The following is a 21,217-nucleotide window of genomic DNA, read 5'->3' as shown; positions in this document are numbered from 1 at the left end:
CCACACACAGAACAGCCTGGGAGGGATTCGGCCCCAGGCTGTTTTACTGAGTTTTTTCTGTTGTCATTCCTTTTCTGCTCTGTCAAAGTAGCAGGCGGCAAATGCACGGGCAGCGGGAATCAGCGATTTTATTTCCAAACCCGTAGTATTGATGCACAGGTGATATGCGGATTTATCGCCCCATCTGCTTCCGTCTATCAATTCCCGGTACCGGGAGCGCTCGCTGTCGATCTGCGCCATCCGGCGTTTCAATTCTTTGTCTGTGTAATGTGTTCCTTTTTCCTCTCGGAGCCGACATCTCTGCATTTTGCTATCCAAGTTGGCATATACAAAAATATTGAAGGGTTGATATTCTCTCAAAATAATATCCGCACAGCGTCCCACAATCACGCAGTCACTCTTTTCGGCCAGTTCCTGCAACAGCTGATTCTGTTCATTTAACACTTTAATGTGGGACTCTGCAAATGCCGGCAGCATGGTCAGCGTGCGCGCATAGGTGATCGGATAATACTGTCATAACCGAGCGCACTCCACATCTTTTCGCCTCCACGCTACCTCTGCCCTTTCGTCTCAAACGCTGCGGTTACATCTTCTAGCAGTTTCCGGATTCTCAAATGCTGGGGACAAGCCTTCTCGCATTTGCCACATTTGATGCAGTCGGACGCTTTTCCCGCGTTCTGCGTATGTACCATGTAATACCAGCCGCTGTTCCAATCCTGATGCTGCTGTTTTGCGTTCATATCCGCAAACAGATCCGGGATGGCAATCTTTTTCGGGCATCCGGCAACACAGTAGCGGCAGGCAGTACAGGGAATCAGATTCTGCGCCCGGAATATATCACATACCTTTTGGATAGCCACCCGCTCTTCCTCGGTTAACGGATGAAACTCTTTCATAAAGCCGATATTGTCTGTAAGCTGCTCCATGCTGCTCATACCGGACAACACCATCGCGATCTGCTCAAAACTGGCGGCAAACCGGATCGCATACCCGGCATTGCTCATATTCAGCCCCAGTCCATCGAATATCGCTTGGGCCTGGGGCGGCAGATTTACCAAATTGCCGCCTTTGACCGGCTCCATCACAATCACTGGCTTGTCATGGCGGACACATACTTCATAGCACTTGCGGCCTTGAATTCCTGGGTCCTCATAGTCCACATAATTAAACTGAATCTGTACAACTTCAATCTGAGGATATTCCGTCAAAATCTGTTCCAGCACCTCCGCCCTGTCGTGGAAGGAAATGCCCACATGACGGATTTTTCCTTCCGCTTTCAAATCAAAGGCGGTTTCATACGCCCGGCACTGTTTGAAATTTCTAAAGAAATCGGCATTTTGTGCGTGCATCAGATAAAAGTCAAAATACTCCACGCCGCAGGCAGCAAGTTGGCTCTCGAAGAAAGGGCGGATATCCGTCTCCGTCTTAAAAAAGCCGGAGGTCAGCTTATCCGTAAGAATATACTGGTCACGGGGATAGCGGCTAGTCAAACACTCCCGCAGGGCAATCTCACTTTTGCCGTCCAGATACCCCCTCGCCGTATCAAAATAGTTGAAGCCTGCGTCAAGGAAGGTATCGATCATTCTGGAAAACTCCTCATAGTCTACCTCGCCGTCCTTCATCGGCAGACGCATGCAGCCAAATCCAAAATTTTTCTTGACATTTTGAAAGTCTGTCATAAAGGTCCTCCTCATCAACTGCTAAGTTTCTTTTCCGGCGGCGTCCACCCCCAGAAATGGCAATATCCTTCTCCAACCCTATTTACTTTTTGGCGGTCCATACACCTATAGCGCAATGTGGAAGAAACAAAACAGACAAGACATCGTATCTTCCGCCGTAACAGAAGCATTGCCTGTTTTCTTGATGGGGATACCTTATATTGCATCTCCCCGTATTCCTCCCTGTGGTATATCGCTTTCATTTTCGTACCATTCTGATTGTGTGTCATACATTTCCGCGTATAACCCTTGCTTTCGTATTAATTCATCATGTGAGCCTATTTCCACTATTTTCCCTTTATCCATAACAACCACGCGGTCTGCAATTTTGGTCGAACCCATCCTGTGCGTCACGATGATAGCGGTTTTTCCTTTTGATATTTCCACAAATTTATGATATATATGGCTTTCTTCAAGCGGATCAATCGCTGCGGTTGGCTCATCCAGAACAATGACATTATTGATGCGATATAATCCTCGAGCGATGGCTACTCGTTGCCATTCACCTCCTGATAAATCCACACCGTTAAACTCTCTGGATAACATTGTGTCTATTCCTTGTGGGAAACTCGCGCTGTCGATGTTCACACCCGCTTGTTGGCACACCGTGTTTATTTCCGAGCCTCTGTCCAAATCACTAATTTGAATATTTTCTCGAAGAGTCATCTGATAACGCTGAAAGCGTTGAAAAACACCTGATACACCGTCAAACAACGATTCTGCTTTCACATTTGCAGTATCCATACCGCTTAATATAACTTTTCCTTCTGTGGGCTTATATAGACCAATTAATAACCGAACAAGTGTGGTTTTTCCTGCCCCATTTGCGCCTACTATCGCAACGGTCTCGCCTTGTTCTATTTTTAACGAAACATTATCAACACTTTTATTGGCAGCGTTGGGATATATAAATCCAACATTTTCAGCCGAAATACCTTTACCAATGATCGGTGTCGCGTCTATGCCCCCGCGCTCCGGCATTTCTAAAAAACGGATGTAATTTTGGGCATACCCAAAATCGGAAGTGAGATTGCCGATATAAAAATTGACCAATCCTTGTGTCTCTTGAAATAATCTGTCAATGGAAAAGAAAACAGCTGCAAACGCACCTACGGTTATTTCTCCCTGAAATAATGCGGTTATAAGCATACATAATATACCTACATATCCCGTTGTGCTGACTAGGCTCAATATCAACTCAAGAAAATTCTTGCGTTTATTCATTTTTAATTCTTCTGTTCCAAGCCTTTTTAGCGAATCTAAAAAACGGTTGAAAAAGAAACTGAAGGCGCCCAATGTTCGTGTTTCTTTATAATACTCCCTATCCACAATTGCGTTGAAATAAAAACTGTTTTCTCGCCGTATCGGAGCCGCCGTATCCTCATATTTTGATGTTATTCGGGGCCTGACGAACTGTCCCAATAATACCGGGATAAATACAAGCGCCAACACCAAGAGAAATTGTGGTTTCAGATGGTTTAAATAAATCCCCATAAACATAAAATATGGCAGATTAAGCGTTAAAATATCTGAACCAAAGATGATGATAAACTGAATTGCTCCTATGGCACCTTTTGCTTTTTCTATTTCATCATGTACATCTGCGTTTTCCAAAAACAAAGGATCAATGCGATTCAGTTTACTATGTATTATCTTGTTCATTTCGATTTGTGACTTATAATTGAACGTGTAATGGTGTATAATAGGTTTCAGGCCTTTTATCGCCTCGTTTACCATATAAACTATACCCAAGGTGGCGACGATTAAATATACCTTTGTCACTGATTCTTTTCCTGAAATCGCATCGGCAACCGAATCAAACAAATGCTGTGTTATCAATGTTATGAACCCTAAGGATAAACCGGATATAATAGAAGTCACTAGATGTAGGGCGAAGACAACTGGCATGGTTTTTATAAAAATTTTCGTTCCATAAACGATAATCTTAAAAATCGAAACTTTCTGTTTGTTATCTTGCGTCTTTTTTTTACTCTTTCTGGGCATCTCCGGTCACCTCCTTTTCATCAACATCACTGCGATACCATTCGACCTGTGAATTAAACATATCGCAGTATAAACCGTTTTCAGCCATTAACGCAGAATGGCAACCGCTTTCTACTATTTTCCCATTCGCCAGAACATAAATTATGTCCGCGAGTTTTGTGGATCCCAAACGATGGCTAATAAATATTGTCGTCTTTCCTTTTGATATCTGCTCAAAATTGTGATAAACCGCACTTTCGCTGATAGGATCAAGAGCAGCTGTTGGCTCGTCAAGTATCTTCAACGGCGCGTTGCTCATTACAATTCGCGCCATTGCAACACGTTGCCATTCGCCGCCGGATATATCCACTCCATCCTTCCCGATCTTCCCTAATAACGTATCCATTCCATTCTCTAAATTTGTTACTGCGTCGCTCAGACCCACTAGTTCAATTGCTTTTTCCGCTTGCTCATAAGTATTGGAATTATCAATATCTGCAATTGCAAGATTATCGTACAGCGACATGTTATATTTAGCAAAATCCTGATAGACAACCGCTGATAAACCTTTAATTTCAGCCTGTGTCAAATCTCTAATTGATTTTCCGTCAACTAATATCTCACCTTCATAATTAGTATATAAACCGATGATTAACTTTGTAATAGTCGTCTTCCCCGCGCCGTTTACACCCACAAAGGAGTAATGTTTGCCATTTTCTATTACAAATGAGACGCCATCGAGGATAAGTTTGTCTGTCCCAGGATATTTAAAGCTAACGTCTTTAAATTCGATTTTGTTGAATGTCATATTCTTTTTAGGTTTTGATGTAGCATCTTCCTGTTCTTCTAGTTCTGTAAATTTCGTCAGATCCTTAAGAAATTTGCGCTTTTCGGTAATTTTTGACGCAAGGTCGTTTACATCCCAGGACAACTTGTTAGAAAGCCCGAACATCGTGCCCATTAACGCTATGAACATACCAATTGTTATTGTTGCATTGGTAACAGATTGAACCAATGCGAGCATCGTCCCGGTAAAGCAAAGTATTACTACCATTCCACATAGACGTGCCTCAATAGTATTCCTTGCAAAGGCTTTCAACCACAACACTGCAGAGACTTTTAACTTTTTACCATATTCCGTGTTTAATTGCTCAACATAGCCGAAAATGTTGCGCTCCTCCGTGCCCTCTCGGCTCATCATTACTTCCGAAAGATAATTTGCTTGTCTTGTCACTTTAGATTTTTCCATATAAATACCATAATTTTTCCCCCCCGCTCTGTTTCCAAAATAGATAACTGGTACGCTGACGAGAACAATTATAATGGCGATCCACCAAACCTGTGTGAAGATGGTTATAGTGATTCCCAAAAAATAAATGATGAATTCCAAAACTCCCAATACATTCGTATACATTTCCCAAACATTATTTTGAAAAAATTGATGTTCATAGCTGTTTATCATCCCGCCTCCGTATACAAAGTTTATATTTGGGCAAACACGCCTAATGAGTTGGGCTGTCTCGGGATTTTCTATGTGGCGATACTCTAGGCGAGCGAGTTTTTCAAGCATTTCTGGGACAAGTCTCCTGCGAAAATATATGTTCCGTTTGCAATCCACAAAACTCATAAGAGAGTTTATCAGTGTGCTGTATATCATAATCCCAACGATTAGAGCAATCGATAAATAGACGGAGGAAAGGCTTGCCTCTCCATTATAAACCATTATTGCATTGTTGATAAATGACGCCGTTGCAAAAATAGATAACGTGGGCATCAATGCATCGGCTATATACTTAATAGCAAAAATAATTGAATACATCGGTGAGACTTTAAAAGGTATAAGTACCATATCGAGAAACCCATATTTTTTTTTCTCAATTATCATTTTGCAACCTCATTTCCTTCTGATAAAGCAAGCCCTTCCTCTTCCACGCCTTTACTTACCTTCACACTTTTCAAACACAGGAATCTTTGTCGTTTCGACTTCAATCCAGCCATTTCTGACAGGTTCTTTCGTCCAATAATCGCACCAATCGCCCTCCGGCAGATATACCCGCCGCGTCCGCTCTTCAGCCGTCATGGGCGCAACCAGAAGCGAGTCGCAGAATAAATATTCGTCATCAATCCCGTAGGTCTGCGCATCTTGCGTATAATCCATAACCAACGCCCGGATTGGCGGTTTACCGTTCTTCTTGTAAGCTTCAAACGCCTTTTTCAGCATGGGCACTAGGGTTTTCCGTGTCTGTAGAAGCTCCCGAACCTCAGCTTCACAATCAAATTCAAGCCATGGCGCCTTCTCACAATACCAGGCATTGATCAGGCACTGTACGGAAAACACATTGGTCTGCAAGCGCCGTAGAAAATCCTCCCGGCTCTTGGCGTGCCGAACCTCAGCCGTCCAGAGAAGGCCAGAGAACCCGGCGTTTACGATGCCTCGAATAAAATCTTTGTGATCGTACAGGTCGCTGTACAGGACGAAGGGATAACTGGCCGCGAGCGCTCCCGCATTGCGGACCTCGGACAAGGTTTGCCTGTCTCCTAAGGCCCTCATGATCGTCTGCATGTAGAGCGTCCCAAACAGGGAGTGATACTGCTCTCCATCCATTCCGCTGGGAAACTCGGTACAATTAGGGAAGCTCCAGTCGTGAACAAAATCACTGTTATCGCATTCATCCAGCTTAAAGCCGTCTATTCCATTCTCCACGAGATACTGTCTGTGATAGTCAGCAAAGATCTGCTGTGCTTCCTCTGTGGCAAAGTCTGGAATCAATCCCTGCCATACCTCATAATCGCCGCTGTAATCATGTAACGTCTCATAGATGGGAGAGGTCGAGTTGACAAAGGCATGCTCCCACAGGTTGATATGAAAATCGTGGCCGCGCAGGTATTGCACAACCTCCTCATGATTCGGATAGCGCTCCCGATCCCACACATAGGAGCAGGAGTAACTGCTCGACTGCCAGCCTGGCTCAAGGCCTATGATATCACATGGAATGTCCTTCTCCCGGAAATATTTCGCCATGGCAATCACCTCATCGCCGGTATACCTGGCATAGCAGCGATACATTACCCCTAAGCCCCATTCTGGGACATCGCAGCCGCCGCCAGAAAACATATTGTACTGGCATACGATATCGGTAATGCTGTCCCCCTCAAAAATATACACATCCACCCCCTTCGCCACGGGGATCTCCACCGACATAACGGTCTGCTCTCTCAGCCCGCACTTCCTATATAAATCTTCCGCTGTCGCAATGATCGTATTGTTTTCAACCTTCGGACGGCTTTTGTTCTTTCCATAGCCGCAGCATACTTCTACATAGCGCGCTGTATCAAAATACATTCCATAACCTCGATTCGTCACAAAAAAAGGCACTGGCGCGTGGCTGTCGCCTGTATTGGCAACGGGATCTGAGTTTGCACGGAGGGTCAGCTTGTGGCCTTTATGATTGAACCCTTTTAACTGCAATCCAAACCCAAAAACCTCCTCCCCGTCCTCTAACGGCAACTCCAAAAGGCATCCCCTGGCTGTGGTTTTAAACTGAACTTTGTCCGCATTATATTGGACCTCCGTCTCATCGTAGCGCAGTCCTCGGCAGAAATTGGACGGCACAATTGCCTCCGGTATTCCAAATGTAAATTTTTTCACTCTCATTTCCTCCTAGTCGGTGATCTACCCTCTATGTCCGTGGCTCTCTTCTTCGAAAAGGACAGCCGTTTCCTGTTCAGTATACCACAGATGGGCTCATGATTCAACATTTCATTCACTTCCTTCCCATCTCTCCGCACAATAGAATATACCCCCAAGGATCGGTTGATTCTTGAGGGCATTCTCTCGCCATGAATGAACTCGTTGCACGCCTGTATTACATTACAGCGTAAGGCTAGGCGCCGTATAAACACGAGCTCCCAGTTCGCTATCCAGCATATATAAGCTTTTGGGATCAGACCCAAAGAGCTCCATCTTTTTTATAAGCGTATCGGCATTGGTCTCCTCTTCCCCCTGTTCCTTCACAAACCAATCCAGAAACTGCATTGTTCTAAAATCTTTGACATCATATGCACATGCATAGATAGCATGGATCAGGCCCGTAACATATTGTTCATGTCTGAGTCCCTCCACCAAGGGGTCCTTTGTGGATGAAAATACCTGTTCTGGTTTGTCAACCGCCTCAAATACGACTTTCTCGCCGTTATTGTGAAGGTACTGGATGAAGAGTAGGGCGTGGTCCCGCTCTTCCTGTGCCTGTACTTGATACCAATTGGCAAATCCATCCAGCCCATGTTCTGTGTAATAGTTTGCAAAATCTAGATAGAGATACGCGGAATAAAACTCTTTGTTGATTTGGGCATTTAATAACTGCGCGACTTTTTCATTCAACATCATGATCTCTCCTTTTCATTTCCTTTTTCTTTAGTATAAGCCCTGCCCTGAAAAAAAACAAGTCCTTTTCGACTAATTCTACCGCTGGCCGCGCGGACGGATTTTGGGAAAAGGAGGACATAAACGCCATGACTTCTATGTCCCTATAGAAAAAACCGTCCACACTGGGAGGACGGTCTTACAAATCTTCTAGATCAGCGGCGGGGATGTCATTTTCTAGGTTATCCCTCGCCAGATCATTGTCAATGACAGGATACACATCTGAAATCGGCTTCTCAACGCTCCGGTGCGATGCGAGAGTAATTTCGGGAACAGGTGTTACCTCGTTGCGCGGCTGTGTATGCGTTCGCTCGGGGCGCTTCATGCCCTGTTTTGCCATTTGTCTCACCTCAAATGTAGAGTGCCCGGCGGAAATGGGTTCTATGCGCCCAACTCCAATTTTCTAAGAACACAACGCCTTACACCGAAGCTTTTTCGCAGAGGATAGTTAACAAGAAATCGTGGCTAGAAACTTGTCCATCACCGGATAAAGAGCCTCCGCCCATGCACCGCACCCCTCCGCATTGGGATGCCCGCCGAATTTTGCAAGATACGGATGTCCGTCATCCTTAGCCAGCACCGGGACGACATCAAAAACTCCATCTGCACGTTTGGACAGGACTTGTACAATATATTGATTGATATGATTCCACTTTTCGATCAAGATTCCAGAGTAATCAAAGGGCGGAATTGTCTGAATCACCACTTTTGTCCCTGCGGACTGCAACTTTGAGACAATTTCCGATAGATCGCGTTTTATCTGCTCTTCATCACCGCTTTGAAAGAGGTCATTGACGCCGTAGCAGACAACGACCACATCCATCTGTTTTGCCTTAAAAAGCCAAGCTCCATCGCTGGCCGCATCGCTAGCCCTGCCAAATCCAAGACCCAGGTTCCAATAGGCGCACTTCTCCCCCAGCTTATCCGACAGCATTGCATTCCAATGGTCATAGGAATTGACATCCGTGCCGATTCCCTGCGTAATGGAATCTCCAAGATATCCAATCTGTAAGAGCGCTGGCCTATCACATCCCACCATCCCCGCAAAGACAACGCGCTTTGAGGGAACCCATTCGCCGTCGCGGAGGGCGAATGTTGGGATAATACTCTCTTCATGATAGGGGATCATCCTCCCCTGATAGGAGATCTCCAGACAGATGTAGTCCCCCTTCTTTCCACTCAGTTCAAGAGCATCCGAAGCGAAGAACTCGCCTGGCATCACGTCCTTTTCAAATGCTCCAGAAAAGGTCAAGGCCTGGAAACTCTCGATCTCTCCCATCTCGGATGCGCTACATGTCTCACAGATACCCACCGCGGCTCTTACAATCTTCCACTGATCGCATATCAGATTTTTGTGGCTGTAGGCACCATCTGAAAAGGTGCTGTCTATGATATTGGAAAACAAAAAGGAATAGCGATAGGTCCCCCCGGCAAAAATTTTATAGAAAACCCTGCCGGTATAGACTGTGTTTGCATCGTCTGTCAGAAAGAAAGATTGGTTGCCGCTTCCTGCCAATGTGTTGGAATGAAATTTTTGAAAGTACTCCATTGTTGAGACTCTTCCCCCTTTTCATCGCGTTTCACTGACTGTATTATATCCGCTCCTGTAGCGTGCCGTCAATAGATTTTACTGGAACCGTTACATATTGATCGCCGTTATAGCCATAATACTCTGCCTCTTCATTGCCTGTTCCGTTACTTCCATTAAAAACATAATGATACGGCTCCTTCTCAAAGATATGCCGGATCAAGCCAAAAAGAGGCGCCATATGCCATTGTGGATTCTCTTCACCAGTCAGTTTTTTTGTTAAAGCCCATGCCGCATCTGTCGATGCCACTTTAATGAGTAATGTCGGCTCGGCTTCAATGACATGAACCCCCTCCGGTTGATTAACAGAGAGCGTTTCCTGACCGTGAAACATCGCGCTTGGCCGTTCCGGTACCGTATAATCAATGCTGAGACATATCATGCAATCCTGCTATGATTTGCCAATGCCCATTTACCTGGAAATCTGTATTCAAGCGTTACAGGCTCTTTTTCGCGTTCTTCCAATCTGTGACCACCTTGAATTCCACACCACTCTGCAATGCCTCAAAATGCCGCGCTCCGCAATGAAGTTTCAGCTGCTCAGAGCCGCGCAAATCAAATAGGTTGGCGGTACCTTTGGTTTCCAGTACAAAGTACATCTTCTTTACACCATCCCGTTCAAGATAGACCGCCCAGTCAGGGTTGTAAGCACCGATCGGTGTTTTTATCTTGAAAGTGCCCGGAATCTTGAAAAACATCTTCACATCGGGGTCGTTATCCAGCGCCACGGCGAAGGGACGCTCCACTGTGCTGCTGTCATAGATAATGTGGTCGTAAACACTCTTCTTCACCGCTACGGCGTTTTTGTCCAAGTTGGCCATCAGCTCCTCCGCGTTAAAAATTTCCTGGGCGCAATACTCCGCTCCATCCAGCCGCACATAGCGAATGCTATCAATGGCCAACCGGTAACGGTTGTTCTTCACGATCTCAATAAATTGCTCCATGAAAAGCTGCGGGTTGCGGACAAAATCTTTGCCTCGCCCACTCTCCTCCAAGATCCGAAGCACAGTCGCTTCGGTGAGCAGCGCCTCCTCGCTGACAATCGCCAACATATCCGGCAAAAAGGCGTACTCCTCCTGAATGTCAGTGGCGCGCATCTCACGTTCCGTGTGGGTCACTCCCTCATATCGGATGTTAATATCCGCCGTCTGGGAAACCAATCGAGTTTTGGGAATAGGCGGCATGGCGGCAAGCTGTTTTACAGAGTCCGCCACCAGCTTTTCGGTGTCAATCTGTACGCGGTACACTGTCTTCTGCTTAATTTTATCCCACAGGTCCAAAAACTCCGGTGCGAGAATCGCCTTTTTGTTCAATCGCACCATCACGTCGCGGGAGGCGTCACGGATGGGCGGTATCTTGTTGGCTCGGCTGATAATATTTTCAAGGGGTTTCCGTGCCACCTCAAACTGTGGTGGCAAGTCCAGCGTGCCGGCAAGCAAGTCGTATTTCATGGAATCCTTTATTTTGCCGGACTTTGTGATATACCCCTTTTTTTCAAAGTGTGTCATCAGTTCTGCGGCTTCCTCATACGAAATGGTTTTATCAACCGCAACGCATTCACGGTAGGACGTGCCAACAAGGGAATCCGCAGTAACGCCCTCATTGTGATTGATTGCCGCGGCAATTTGGTCTTTAACGCCCTCAAGTTCGGATGGGATCGCCATCACGCCTTCTATGATTGCAGCCTTTGCTTTTTCTGTAGGCTTACCTCCCACGGTGGTAAAATCGTTGCGGGCCATGTATTCTAAAATTAGGTTGGCATCGTGCAGATCCATCGTTTTCACATTGATGATGGTTTCCGTATACGACATGCCGGAAAAGAAATCGATTTGCAGTACGCCGAACTTAACTCCGCTCTCCTCCTCTATCTCCTTCTGGAGAGCCTCGGCGAACTCGGCAAAGCTTTCGTTTGCCATCACATGCAGGATGTTGATGTTCTGATCTTCGATCCGCTCACCTTCCTGATTGACGCACAGCCGCAGCCCGCGTCCTATCTTTTGACGGCAGGTAAAGGTGGATTTTTGCTCGATAAGCGTACAGACTTGAAATACATTGGGGTTGTCCCAGCCCTCCTTCAGCGCTGAATGAGAGAAAATAAAACGCAGTGGGCAGTCAAAACTGAGTAGCCACTCTTTGTCCTTCATAATTGTGTTATATGTGTCGTAGTCGGCCTGTGTATCGCCGCGGGTGTCTTTAAACTTGCCCTTTTTGTCCTGGGAAAAATAGCCGTCATGGATGCCGTCGCAGGAAGGGAACCGGTCTTTTAACTCGGCAAATTTGGGAAGGGCGATCAGCTCCTCGTAGCACTCCTCAAACATCTCGGCATAGATGCCCTTTTCGCCTTCTTCGGTGCGGTACTTTGACACCTCGTCAATGAAAAACAGCGACAACACCTTGATGCCCTTATCCAAATAGCGCAGTTCCTTTTCCAGATGGATTTCGATGGTACGGCGAATCTGTGCCCGTTTCATGGCGTTATCATTGACACTGCCAATGGCTCTGCCCAAGAACAGCGTTTCGGTATTGGCAAACTCAATGGACTCCCACCCCGCAGTACAGTCAATGCCGGAGATTACATAGCCATCATACAGCGCCCGCTGGCCGGAAAGCAAATACAGGTCGGAACCAGGCTTGACTGTCAATGCCTTTCGCGATACTTTGCCGTTCTTGCCCATGACATCCAACTCAATTTTCGCCTTAAAACCGCCTTCCTGCGAAACAGAAAGAAGCCGAACATACGGCTTGTTAAAGCCGCTCTCGATCGTGTTGCTGGATACACAAATCTGCTTGACCAGCCCCATTTGATAGGCCTCCACCGGGGTCAGACGATAGAGGAGGTTGATTTTCTCCCGGTGGGTAGCACTGTAGCGCAGCACGCACAGAGGATTCAGCGATTCAATCGCCTCCCGCGCTTTGGGGGTATTGTCCACGCTTTGGGGCTCATCAACGATGACAACAGGGTTGGTGTCCTGTATATATCGCATGGCGGTCTCGCCATTTAAGCGGTCCTGCACCTGATTGATGATATTTTCCGCCTTCTTGAAGGCGTCGATGTTAATGATCATAACTTCGATGTTGGCGCTGGTGGCAAACTGCCTTACATCGGAGAGTTTGGCACTGGTATAGACAAAGTAGCGATAGGGGACATTGTCATATTGTGCAGCGAAATGCTCCTTTGTAATCTCAAAAGATTTGTAGACCCCCTCGCGGATGGCCACCGAGGGCACGACGATGATAAACTTGGTGAAGCCGTAGCGCCTGTGCATTTCAAAAATCGTCTTGGTGTAGACATACGTTTTGCCGGTGCCCGTCTCCATCTCTATACAGAAGCGCATATCGTCCACATTGTCAGTTAACGGGAGATTGTTGCGTTTCTGAATGGCGTGCATATTGTCCAGCAGCTTGTTCCTGCCAATGCGCAGCACATTGCCAATGCCAAAGTCGTTTTGCAGGATATTCATCTGGGGCTCCAGGTCAACGGAGAAAACGCTATGCCTCCTGTCCTGCCCGGTGAAGAGGTCGGCCACAGCGTTCACCGCATCGGTTTGGTAGGCTTGATTATGGAATTTGAGTTTCATGGCATATATCGCCTAACCTTAGTGACATTGAGGTTACGGAAAGGACCAATATCCACATTTCCGTGGCGAACGTTGTGGCTATAGGAAGTGCTTTTAATTTCATATTCAACTTCCAATTCGCTTCCTATCTGGTAACTCTCAAATAAATCTATGGACGAAAACTCCCAGTCAGCCAACCACTGACTCTCCTTTTCCCAATGTGCCGGCACTTGATCAAGCGATTCAGGCTTACATAAGAAAATGCTTTGAATGATTTCGACTGGCAGTTTGGTCTTTAGTCTATAGAACAGGGCATTTCCTTTATGTTTAGACACAATAATGCCGCGCCCCCGATACCTCATAGTACATCCTCCTCACACTAGTTTCAGTTCAATCCCGCGTTCTTGTAAAATATAGTAGGCATTGCTCATAGCCGTGTCATCTGCAAGGCTGGACTTTGCCAGGACGATTTTGTTGGGAGCGCAGCCGGCCAGTGCTTCCACATCCTCGGAGGAGAGACCCTCCACCAAACACACCAACAACCGGGCCTTCTCGCCAATCGAATAGGCGCGTTTGCCATCCACGTCAATGGCAACCACAGGAGAGCTCAGCGGAACCCCCAGTTTGAGCATGACCTCATAAACCACATCCAGATCCGAACGGTCGGGCTTCACCCGGTGGGTCATGCTGTTCATCCGCTCTAAAAATCATCTGCACATTTTCCTCGCTCACTGGCGTGCCATCCCACGTCTTTAGGTTCGAGGAATCCAGTTTGAAGACTTTAAAGCCGATGTCCAGTGGAGCTTTTTCCTCTTCGCCCAGTTCTATCTGATCCCCCTGCCGCTCAAGCAGCTTGGCGCCAGCCCGCCGGATGCGCTCTTTGCCGATTTCAGTTAGATAATGAGGCTTGCCGATACTGGTTAAAAACGCAATGGCATTCTGAATGATAGCCTTGGCCTTTTGGTCAGCAGTTGTTATGGTGACATCCAAATTCTCTGGCAACTGAACACATATATAGCGACGGTTTCTGTTATCCATATTGTTAAGCTTCATGACAGCTTCAGCCAACGTTGCACTGCCTGAGAAAAAGTCTAAAACGAGATCATCTTCCTCTAAAATAAACGACAGCAACCGTTCAAGTAGCTGCACCGGTTTTGGATTGCTAAAAACCGGTTTGTCACCAAAGTAGCTCTTCAAATCATAGGAGCCTAGACGCCCATCCAGTTCAATGATGCTTGACAGCTTTTCCTCATATTCTTTTGCATACAGTTTGATTTCCACTATCTTCGTATGGTCTTCACCAAAAAGGATTTTGCCTTTCTCAATCATCTCCGCCATTGTCGCTTCTGGGAATCGATATCCTAAGAGAGGTTGAACACACGGCTGTTTTGTAACAGGATGAATAATATCGTACCGATATCCCTCCCGGCCAGGGTTATGAACGGATTGGCTGCCGGTATATACTCCGCCTTTATCGATGTACCTGTATCGATCCAATGGCCAAAGCTGCGACCGATTATTTCGAAACCATTCGCTGTAAGCAGCCTGAAGTTCCTCGCCGTCGCGATACCGTTCGTTGAGTTCCTCGCCAACTTGAATCAACAAATCCTTTACAGCCGATACTTTGGTCTTCCAGACGGGCGCTGCTTGCACTTTGCTTTTCGCGTAGCATAGTATATATTCATGTTCCACGGCAACTTGTGTGGGATTGTTGTCGGTTGCATTTTTCCAAATGAGTTGACCTATAAAGTTTTCTTCTCCAAACACTTCATCGCAGAGTTTTCGAAGATTGTGAACCTCATGATCATCAATTGAGATAAAGCATACCCCATCATCCCGAAGCAGGTTCACCGCTAGCCGCAGGCGAGGGTACATCATATTCAACCAATTGGTGTGGAACCGCCCCATCGTCTCGGATTGGATTTCGTGGTTTGCTCCGTAACCTCTTTATACCGCGCCATGGGGTCTCGGAAATCGTCCTCATAGACAAAGTCGTTGCCGGTGTTATAGGGCGGGTCAATGTAGATCATCTTCACACGCCGAAAATAGGCTGTCTGGAGCAGCTTGAGTACCTCCAGATTATCGCCCTCTATATACAGGTTATTCGTGGTATCAAAGTTGACGCTCTCGTCTGGACAGGGGCGCAACGTGCCAGTCGATCGCTTTTACGCTAGGCGCAGACACTCTGTCTTCCCTTTCCACTCAAACTTATACTTCTCGAAATCATTGTCACTGTATTCTCCGCAGAGGGAAAGCAACTTGTCAATATCGAGCTTCCCGTCGGAAAAACAGTCGGGGAATACAGATTTGAGTTTTTCCATTGCGTTTTGTTCCAGATCCATGCTCATGCCATCTATCGTATTATCCATTGCTCTCCGCCTCGTTTCTCAGTAAAGTTACATTGTTGTCAAAAATATCAATCCGACCGTTCGTCGCGTCCCTGAGAATATAGCCCACCAACTGATCAACCTGGATATGGAACTTTTCATCATATCCGGTCTGATAACCAAAGATCCCGGTAAACTCTTGTATTTTGATTCTGTGCTCCGTCCCAAACGGCTGAATCTCGGCGTCGTGGAATTCCTTTGTATATTCCTTTGGCGGCGTCCCACACCGGTCACATAACTCTGTGATAAGCCGGTTGATCGTCCAACTTTCACCGGTTTCATTGTCCGTCACAAGACTCCTAGGGTCAAGGTCGCGCATTAGCCCTGTAATTCGTGTGTTGTCCCTGGCCCAATCCAATGGCATGTGGAACTGGGGCCGTATGCAGACAGGGACGCGAAGTCGCAACGCAACTTCAATCATGGGGATTGGTCCGCTCCAGTTTTCTTCAACAGCGGAACAGAAGGTATAGACTGAGATGCCATGGGCTTTCGCTATATTGATCGCCCCTCTTTGGAACCCGTTTTTTGCTATGAAGATGCCTTTCGTACCGCTTGGAAGATCATCCAGAACCGCTTTAAACGTAAGCATTGCCCCTTGCGGCACCTTATTGGCCCAATCTTTTGCCTGTATCACAGTGCGATACACAATCCCCCGAAGGTTGAATTCCCAATAGACATCAATCTGGTGGGAGGTGGTTTTCCCTTTTAGAATGATATTATGTTGGACATTGATGGTATCAAGGCCTTCACAAGTTAGTATTTGCTGATAGATATGTTGTATCATCTTTTCATAAGGAATCCCTGTATTCTTTGTCATCTGCTGTCCCCACCTCTATCACAAACTGTAAAATTCGACTCGCCCGCGTTGACCAGCAAAAACTATCCTTTTTGCCCGTGAAAGGCAATCCAAAAGGGATTCTCTTTATGTCAGAAATGCCTATTTCCAGTGCCTTTGATTTTTGATTGGGGATTGTTCTCGGAGCGCGGACATGATCGTGATGCTAGAAAGAGCCAAAATTCGTACCTCCATTTTTTTTAGTATAACACTTTGTAAGCCCTTTTGGCAAGCTAAATGACAAAATTGAATACGAAATGGGTCTGAGAATGACTAAAAGGCTGCAAAGGGCACAGCCGAAAGGAAAGCCGCCCAGCTTGAGCTGTAACGCTCAAACTGGACGGTCCGATTTTATCGGCGGCTGTTTCCGCATAAGGCTTTCTATCCACAACATTTCTCAACGCCGCCGGTGATTTCTTCTGTACGTCCCTCTCTGTCTCAGCCGCACCGTGACAAGTAGCGCTGTCAAACTTAGCACCATCAGTGCAAAGTACAGCTCTGTTTGGGAACCGTCACCTGTCTGCGGGCCTCCCGGATTGTCCGGCTTGCTGGAATTGTCCGGGGTACTGGGGCCATCCGGGGCAACCGGGGTACTTGAGTTGTCCGACTCAACTGGCTTGCTTGAGTCGTCCGGCTCAACTGGCTTACTGGCACGATAGGTATTCACAAGGTCATAGCCGTGGATCGCTTTGTCATAGCCTGGCACCGCCGCTTCATCGACGGTGTAGACGATCTCGTGGCCGTCCGCCGCATACCGGGGCAGCTCCACGGCATACTTCCAGCTGTCCTTCGCCGTAACCTTCCGCTGCGCGGCAAGCTCGCCGTCCGCATAAATCTCTACGATAACAGATCTGGGCCACTTCTCCTCCGGGTTGTCCCCGTGCTTCCACGTCTTCGTTCCCCCGATCTCCACCGTATTCTGCGGCTCTTCCTCCTCGTAGCGGTTGATAAAGACAAGCTCCCTCGCCCTCTGCCCGTTTTTCTCTAGGCTTTGGGTTGCCGTCAACTTCCCCTTCTGCTCCGTGACAGTCACCGTCAGGGTGTAGACAGACGCGTCATAGCTCCAGCCCTCCTCGCCTCCGTCCAGCTCGGAGACCCTATAGGTATAGACCCCCGCCTTCTCAAACGGGAACCGCCCAAGCTCCGCTTCGCCTCTGCCGGTGAGGGTGATGATTTTGGTGTTGCCTTCGCTTCCCTCCGGCATTGGCGCCTTGTTCTCGCCTTTCAGCAGAAATGAGAATTGCGTTTCGGGCGCTTTTTCCCCCTCCACTTTCTTTTGGATAACTGGCGGGTCTACCCATATTGGCGGGAGATAGGTATTTTGGATGTTATACCCCTCATAAGCGGGAATAAAGGTATCCAGCGGCGCTTCCTCAACAGTATACGCAATTTCGTCCCCATCCGCCTCATACTTGGGCACGGTAAAATGGTAATGCCACTCGCCGTTGTCGTCCGGGGTGACAAGCTCCTCCTCTACAAGCAGGCCGTGGCATAGCAGTCGGACAGTGATGGCTTCGGGCAACACGCTCTCGTCATATCCGCCCAGCTCCCACGTCTTTTCGCCCTCGATTTCGGCCTCCAACCGGTCTTTTCCATAGGTATTGGTGACGGTAACTTCCACCGTCCGACCGGAACGCGCGGTGCCGGTGCCGTTTGTAATGGACTGGCTGTATCCGTCGGCATAATAGTCCTCCTCCCGCACCTCATACTGGGCGCCTGCGGGGACCTCAAATTCCTTTGTTTCGCCGGGTTTCAGGGAAAATGCCGTTTCCTCGCCGTCCACCAATAGGGTGATGCAAAATCCTTTGTCCCTGTCCGCTTCCGGGTATTCGCCCGCAACCTCTTTGGTGATGCGGATGGTGGCCGCTTCCTGCGGCTCGTCCGGGACACGGTTCTGGAACAGGGCAAGGGCGTTTTCCCCGCCCACTAGAGTGCCAGTGATTTCTTCAACTGCGGCGAGATACCCTGCTGCGTCGATTTCCCCCACGGTGTAGGTCACGCCGCCCGGCAGATCTTCCAATACCGCTGTCTGACCTCCCTTCAAAACAATCGTGCCGCCGCTTACAAGCTGCTGCGTCTCGCCGCCGTCAACGGTATATTCATATATGCCGTCGTCCGAGACCGTGACTTGAAAGGTAAATTCCTTGTCCGGGTCGGCGTTGTCGCCCACAATCTCTTTCCTTACTGTCAGGTTGCCCGGCTCCGCGGCTGGTTCATACACATTGACAAAGGGAAGCAGAATCGTCTCGCTGCCGGTAATCTGCCCGGTGTATTCCCGCACCGTGGCGGCATATCCCTCCGCTGAGTAATCCGCTTCGGTGACGGTGTACGCCGTCCCTACCGGCAGGTCGGGGAAGGTTTTGCTCTCGCCATGCTTCAGGATAAAGGCTTCCCTTTGCCCGCCTATCACGGCGGTAAAGGCATATTCCATCTGCAAATCCGCCCCCTCGCCCTTGACTTCCTTGGAAACCGTCAGGCTTCCCGTTTCTGTCTGGCCGGGAGCATAGAGATTGGTAAACCTAGCTGTGCTGCCTGCTTGGGTGATGCTTCCCCGGTGCCCGGTTCCGGATACGGCATAACCGGCAACTGGCTGCTCGGTAACGGAGTAGGTCACGCCCACCGGGAGACTCTCAAACACGGCGGTCTGGCCGTGCCTGAGGGTCAGTGTCCCCCCACTTGTAAGCAGCTGTGGCTCGCCATTGTCAATGGAATATGTATAGGTGCCGCCATCCGAGACGGTGACGTCAAAGACAAACGCCTGCTGCTTCTGCGCTTCGGACAAGGGAGAACCGTCGGCATTTTGGACAAGCTTCTGCACCGAGAGCGCCCCTTGCAGCCGAACGTTGTAGGCGGTGACAGTGACAGGCTCTGTCTCCTCCCCGGTGACGGTCAAGGGGTAGCGAGAGATAGCCGTCCCGTCTGCTCCCTTGTCAAAGGAGAAGCCGGTGCTGGGGAAGATTTCTTCAAAATAATATTCGCCCGGCTCCAGGCGGACGGAGATTTTTCCGTCGCCGTCGGTGACGTACCGTCCGCCGAGTTGTTCTCCTCCCTCGGTAAAGAGGAAAAAGGCGGCGCCGGGGATAGGATTTTGTGTTTTCGTGCCGTCCGGCAGCTTTTCCAGCTTCAGAAGCTCCACGTGGGCGTACTCGGCATTGTCGCTCTGTGCCTCATTCTTCGCCTGCTGGTTGAGGCTTTGCCAGCCCAGCGTACCCGAAATAAGGCTGGATAGGACGAATACAGCCGCCAGAAGAACACTGACTGTACGAACTGCCGCTGTGCGCATGGCAAAGTCCCCTTTCTCTCATAGATCGATTCATTCCGATTGCCTGCCGTCTGTTACAGGCTTTCATCTGAGTAAAGCCCATAACGGGCGGCAGTGCCGCCCACCCGCCGTTTTTGACGGGTGGGGCTGCCTGCGGGGAATGCTCCCCAAAGGTTCAAAAAGTTTACTGATACGTCACCCACAAAACGGGACGAATCCCGATAGATGCATCATAAACAGTATTGCTAAGAGTACCCGTGGCAGTGACTGAACCAGCGGTATTTCCCACGCTATTATTCTGAATTGAGCGCAGCCAATAGCTGTCAGCAGTACCGTCATATTGGGCTATTCTCATCTCTTCGGGTACAATGATTCCTTCTTTTCCCAGTGTATATTGTTTGGCTTCTGCGGCGCTTCCGGCCCATGTTCCAAATACGTCCGCCTCCGTAAGCAAGGTTACTTTGTCCTGCGTCTCTGCATACACGGACGAACTGGAGTTATGTTCGCGTGTATAAATCGTCGTTTCTACCGCGTACTGATTCAAAGTCGGTTTGCTTGGGAGCCACGTATCGTTCAAATATGTCCGCAGTCCCCGATTCGACCAGTTCCAATCGGCATCCGGAACAATCAATCTCGCTGCAATCGTGCCGCCAAATGTCCCTTTTTCCAAAATATCCTTTGAGAGAAGCAGCGCCTGATCATTCTCTTTGGCTAAGACGTAGAACTCAATGCCGTCAAGAGTGACTGTATCTGTGGAGCCGGGAGTAATATTGGCAATCCCGGCCAAACTTACGGTCACGGCTTTTGTCCCGGAAATCGCCGGATTCGCGGAGGAGGTTGCCTTGACGGTCAATGTACCGCCAACCGTTTCATCCGCGCCGACGGTGAGCAGGCCGCTGGTGTCAATGGAGGTGTCGGCGGAGGTATTGCCAGATACCGTCCAGGTAACCCCCTGCGGTACGCCTGTGGTAGATCCGCCGCCCGTCACCTGCGCACTGAACTGGAGGGTGTCGCCCGTTCCCGCGCTGGTTACATTCCCAGCGGAAGAAACCGTCACAGTATCAACAAACGGTTCCACTGTCACTGTCTTCGTTCCAACCGCCGCGTTGTTGATAACGGAAGTTGCCTTAATGGTCAGCGTGCCGCCGATAGTTTCATCTGAACCCACAGTCAACAGGCCGCTGGTGCTGATGGTCGTGTTGGCGGAGGTATTGCCGGATACCGTCCAGGTAACCCCCTGCGGTACGCCGTCCGACGTGCCTTCATCCAGCACGGTGGCGCTGAATTGAAGCGTTTGGGAAGCCTTGACCTCGGTGGCGTTTCCTGCCGAGGCCACTGTCACCCTGTCGCCCAGCACCAGAATCGTCACAGTCGCGTCGCCCTCCGCTGCGTTGTTCACCATGGACGTGGCCTTAACCGTCAGCACATTCCCCACGGTTTCCTCCAGCCCAACGGTTAAAAGCC

The 21,217-nt window shown here is 48.5% G+C and carries 18 protein-coding genes; all 18 read right to left on the bottom strand.

Translation table 11 applies throughout. The annotated features are described in order from the left end of the window. Window positions 1-63 precede the first annotated feature (63 nt). Window positions 64-477: a cytidylate kinase-like family protein gene (locus H8730_RS14400; RefSeq protein WP_283243993.1), complete on the bottom strand. Its 414-nt coding sequence runs from the start codon at window positions 475-477 to the stop codon at window positions 64-66. A gap of 74 nt (window positions 478-551) precedes the next feature. Continuing rightward, a complete protein-coding gene (locus H8730_RS14395; protein ID WP_249290054.1) occupies window positions 552-1,679 on the bottom strand; it encodes an aldo/keto reductase in 1,128 nt (375 codons plus the stop codon). 195 nt (window positions 1,680-1,874) lie between these two features. Further along, window positions 1,875-3,722, bottom strand: coding sequence for an ABC transporter ATP-binding protein (locus H8730_RS14390; protein ID WP_249290053.1), 1,848 nt, complete (start codon window positions 3,720-3,722; stop codon window positions 1,875-1,877). Beyond that, on the bottom strand, window positions 3,706-5,586 hold the full coding sequence (locus tag H8730_RS14385) for an ABC transporter ATP-binding protein (protein ID WP_249290052.1): 1,881 nt from the start codon (window positions 5,584-5,586) through the stop codon (window positions 3,706-3,708). Before H8730_RS14385 ends, H8730_RS14390 begins: the two co-directional genes overlap by 17 nt. A gap of 51 nt (window positions 5,587-5,637) precedes the next feature. Then, the gene (locus H8730_RS14380; RefSeq protein ID WP_177718415.1) at window positions 5,638-7,350 is read right to left on the bottom strand and encodes a TIM-barrel domain-containing protein; all 1,713 of its coding nucleotides are present in this window, start codon (window positions 7,348-7,350) and stop codon (window positions 5,638-5,640) included. A 222-nt stretch (window positions 7,351-7,572) separates the two neighbouring features. Then, complete coding sequence (locus tag H8730_RS14375; protein WP_177718431.1) at window positions 7,573-8,085, bottom strand: ferritin; 513 nt, start codon at window positions 8,083-8,085, stop codon at window positions 7,573-7,575. A gap of 178 nt (window positions 8,086-8,263) precedes the next feature. Continuing rightward, window positions 8,264-8,464 (bottom strand): hypothetical protein, encoded by a 201-nt coding sequence (locus H8730_RS14370; RefSeq protein ID WP_177718413.1) that lies wholly within the window; start codon window positions 8,462-8,464, stop codon window positions 8,264-8,266. Window positions 8,465-8,572: 108 nt separating this feature from the next. Continuing rightward, window positions 8,573-9,673, bottom strand: a complete 1,101-nt coding sequence (locus H8730_RS14365) for an SGNH/GDSL hydrolase family protein (protein WP_177718411.1) — start codon at window positions 9,671-9,673, stop codon at window positions 8,573-8,575. A gap of 43 nt (window positions 9,674-9,716) precedes the next feature. Continuing rightward, entirely contained in the window at window positions 9,717-10,094 is a 378-nt protein-coding gene (locus tag H8730_RS14360; protein ID WP_177718409.1) for a hypothetical protein, read from the bottom strand. A 55-nt stretch (window positions 10,095-10,149) separates the two neighbouring features. After that, window positions 10,150-13,290: a type III restriction-modification system endonuclease gene (locus tag H8730_RS14355; RefSeq protein ID WP_177718407.1), complete on the bottom strand. Its 3,141-nt coding sequence runs from the start codon at window positions 13,288-13,290 to the stop codon at window positions 10,150-10,152. Next, window positions 13,287-13,631, bottom strand: coding sequence for a hypothetical protein (locus tag H8730_RS14350; protein ID WP_177718405.1), 345 nt, complete (start codon window positions 13,629-13,631; stop codon window positions 13,287-13,289). The genes H8730_RS14355 and H8730_RS14350 overlap by 4 nt, the downstream gene beginning before the upstream one ends. A 12-nt stretch (window positions 13,632-13,643) precedes the next feature. Further along, window positions 13,644-13,955, bottom strand: coding sequence for a hypothetical protein (locus tag H8730_RS14345; RefSeq protein ID WP_249290051.1), 312 nt, complete (start codon window positions 13,953-13,955; stop codon window positions 13,644-13,646). Continuing rightward, window positions 13,906-15,147, bottom strand: coding sequence for a site-specific DNA-methyltransferase (locus H8730_RS14340; protein WP_249290050.1), 1,242 nt, complete (start codon window positions 15,145-15,147; stop codon window positions 13,906-13,908). Before H8730_RS14340 ends, H8730_RS14345 begins: the two co-directional genes overlap by 50 nt. Window positions 15,148-15,149: 2 nt before the next feature. Beyond that, window positions 15,150-15,416, bottom strand: coding sequence for a hypothetical protein (locus H8730_RS14335; protein ID WP_249290049.1), 267 nt, complete (start codon window positions 15,414-15,416; stop codon window positions 15,150-15,152). A gap of 18 nt (window positions 15,417-15,434) precedes the next feature. Then, the gene (locus H8730_RS14330; protein ID WP_249290047.1) at window positions 15,435-15,638 is read right to left on the bottom strand and encodes a hypothetical protein; all 204 of its coding nucleotides are present in this window, start codon (window positions 15,636-15,638) and stop codon (window positions 15,435-15,437) included. Beyond that, window positions 15,631-16,473: a restriction endonuclease gene (locus H8730_RS14325; RefSeq protein ID WP_249290046.1), complete on the bottom strand. Its 843-nt coding sequence runs from the start codon at window positions 16,471-16,473 to the stop codon at window positions 15,631-15,633. The genes H8730_RS14330 and H8730_RS14325 overlap by 8 nt, the downstream gene beginning before the upstream one ends. Window positions 16,474-16,888: 415 nt before the next feature. Next, window positions 16,889-19,774 carry a DUF7601 domain-containing protein gene (locus H8730_RS14320; protein WP_249290044.1) on the bottom strand — a complete coding sequence of 962 codons (2,886 nt, stop codon included), beginning with the start codon at window positions 19,772-19,774 and terminating at the stop codon, window positions 16,889-16,891. Between the two features lie 163 nt (window positions 19,775-19,937). Next, window positions 19,938-21,217 (bottom strand): DUF6273 domain-containing protein (locus H8730_RS14315; RefSeq protein WP_249290042.1); only part of this gene is annotated, 1,280 nt, incomplete at its 5' end.

Origin of the sequence: Bianquea renquensis (assembly GCF_014384895.1) — a bacterium.
Lineage (GTDB): Bacteria > Bacillota > Clostridia > Lachnospirales > Bianqueaceae > Bianquea > Bianquea renquensis.
This window is presented reverse-complemented; position numbering and strand designations above follow the sequence as displayed.

Bases quoted from the DNA above. Each gene is read 5' to 3' on its own strand.
- H8730_RS14330 (WP_249290047.1), bottom strand. From the start codon at position 15,638: ATGGATAATACGATAGATGGCATGAGCATGGATCTGGAACAAAACGCA.
- H8730_RS14360 (WP_177718409.1), bottom strand. From the start codon at position 10,094: ATGATATGTCTCAGCATTGATTATACGGTACCGGAACGGCCAAGCGCG.
- H8730_RS14365 (WP_177718411.1), bottom strand. From the start codon at position 9,673: ATGGAGTACTTTCAAAAATTTCATTCCAACACATTGGCAGGAAGCGGC.
- H8730_RS14355 (WP_177718407.1), bottom strand. From the start codon at position 13,290: ATGAAACTCAAATTCCATAATCAAGCCTACCAAACCGATGCGGTGAAC.
- H8730_RS14390 (WP_249290053.1), bottom strand. From the start codon at position 3,722: ATGCCCAGAAAGAGTAAAAAAAAGACGCAAGATAACAAACAGAAAGTT.
- H8730_RS14325 (WP_249290046.1), bottom strand. From the start codon at position 16,473: ATGACAAAGAATACAGGGATTCCTTATGAAAAGATGATACAACATATC.
- H8730_RS14370 (WP_177718413.1), bottom strand. From the start codon at position 8,464: ATGGCAAAACAGGGCATGAAGCGCCCCGAGCGAACGCATACACAGCCG.
- H8730_RS14345 (WP_249290051.1), bottom strand. From the start codon at position 13,955: ATGACCCACCGGGTGAAGCCCGACCGTTCGGATCTGGATGTGGTTTAT.
- H8730_RS14320 (WP_249290044.1), bottom strand. From the start codon at position 19,774: ATGCGCACAGCGGCAGTTCGTACAGTCAGTGTTCTTCTGGCGGCTGTA.
- H8730_RS14340 (WP_249290050.1), bottom strand. From the start codon at position 15,147: ATGATGTACCCTCGCCTGCGGCTAGCGGTGAACCTGCTTCGGGATGAT.
- H8730_RS14385 (WP_249290052.1), bottom strand. From the start codon at position 5,586: ATGATAATTGAGAAAAAAAAATATGGGTTTCTCGATATGGTACTTATA.
- H8730_RS14400 (WP_283243993.1), bottom strand. From the start codon at position 477: ATGCTGCCGGCATTTGCAGAGTCCCACATTAAAGTGTTAAATGAACAG.
- H8730_RS14375 (WP_177718431.1), bottom strand. From the start codon at position 8,085: ATGTTGAATGAAAAAGTCGCGCAGTTATTAAATGCCCAAATCAACAAA.
- H8730_RS14350 (WP_177718405.1), bottom strand. From the start codon at position 13,631: ATGAGGTATCGGGGGCGCGGCATTATTGTGTCTAAACATAAAGGAAAT.
- H8730_RS14395 (WP_249290054.1), bottom strand. From the start codon at position 1,679: ATGACAGACTTTCAAAATGTCAAGAAAAATTTTGGATTTGGCTGCATG.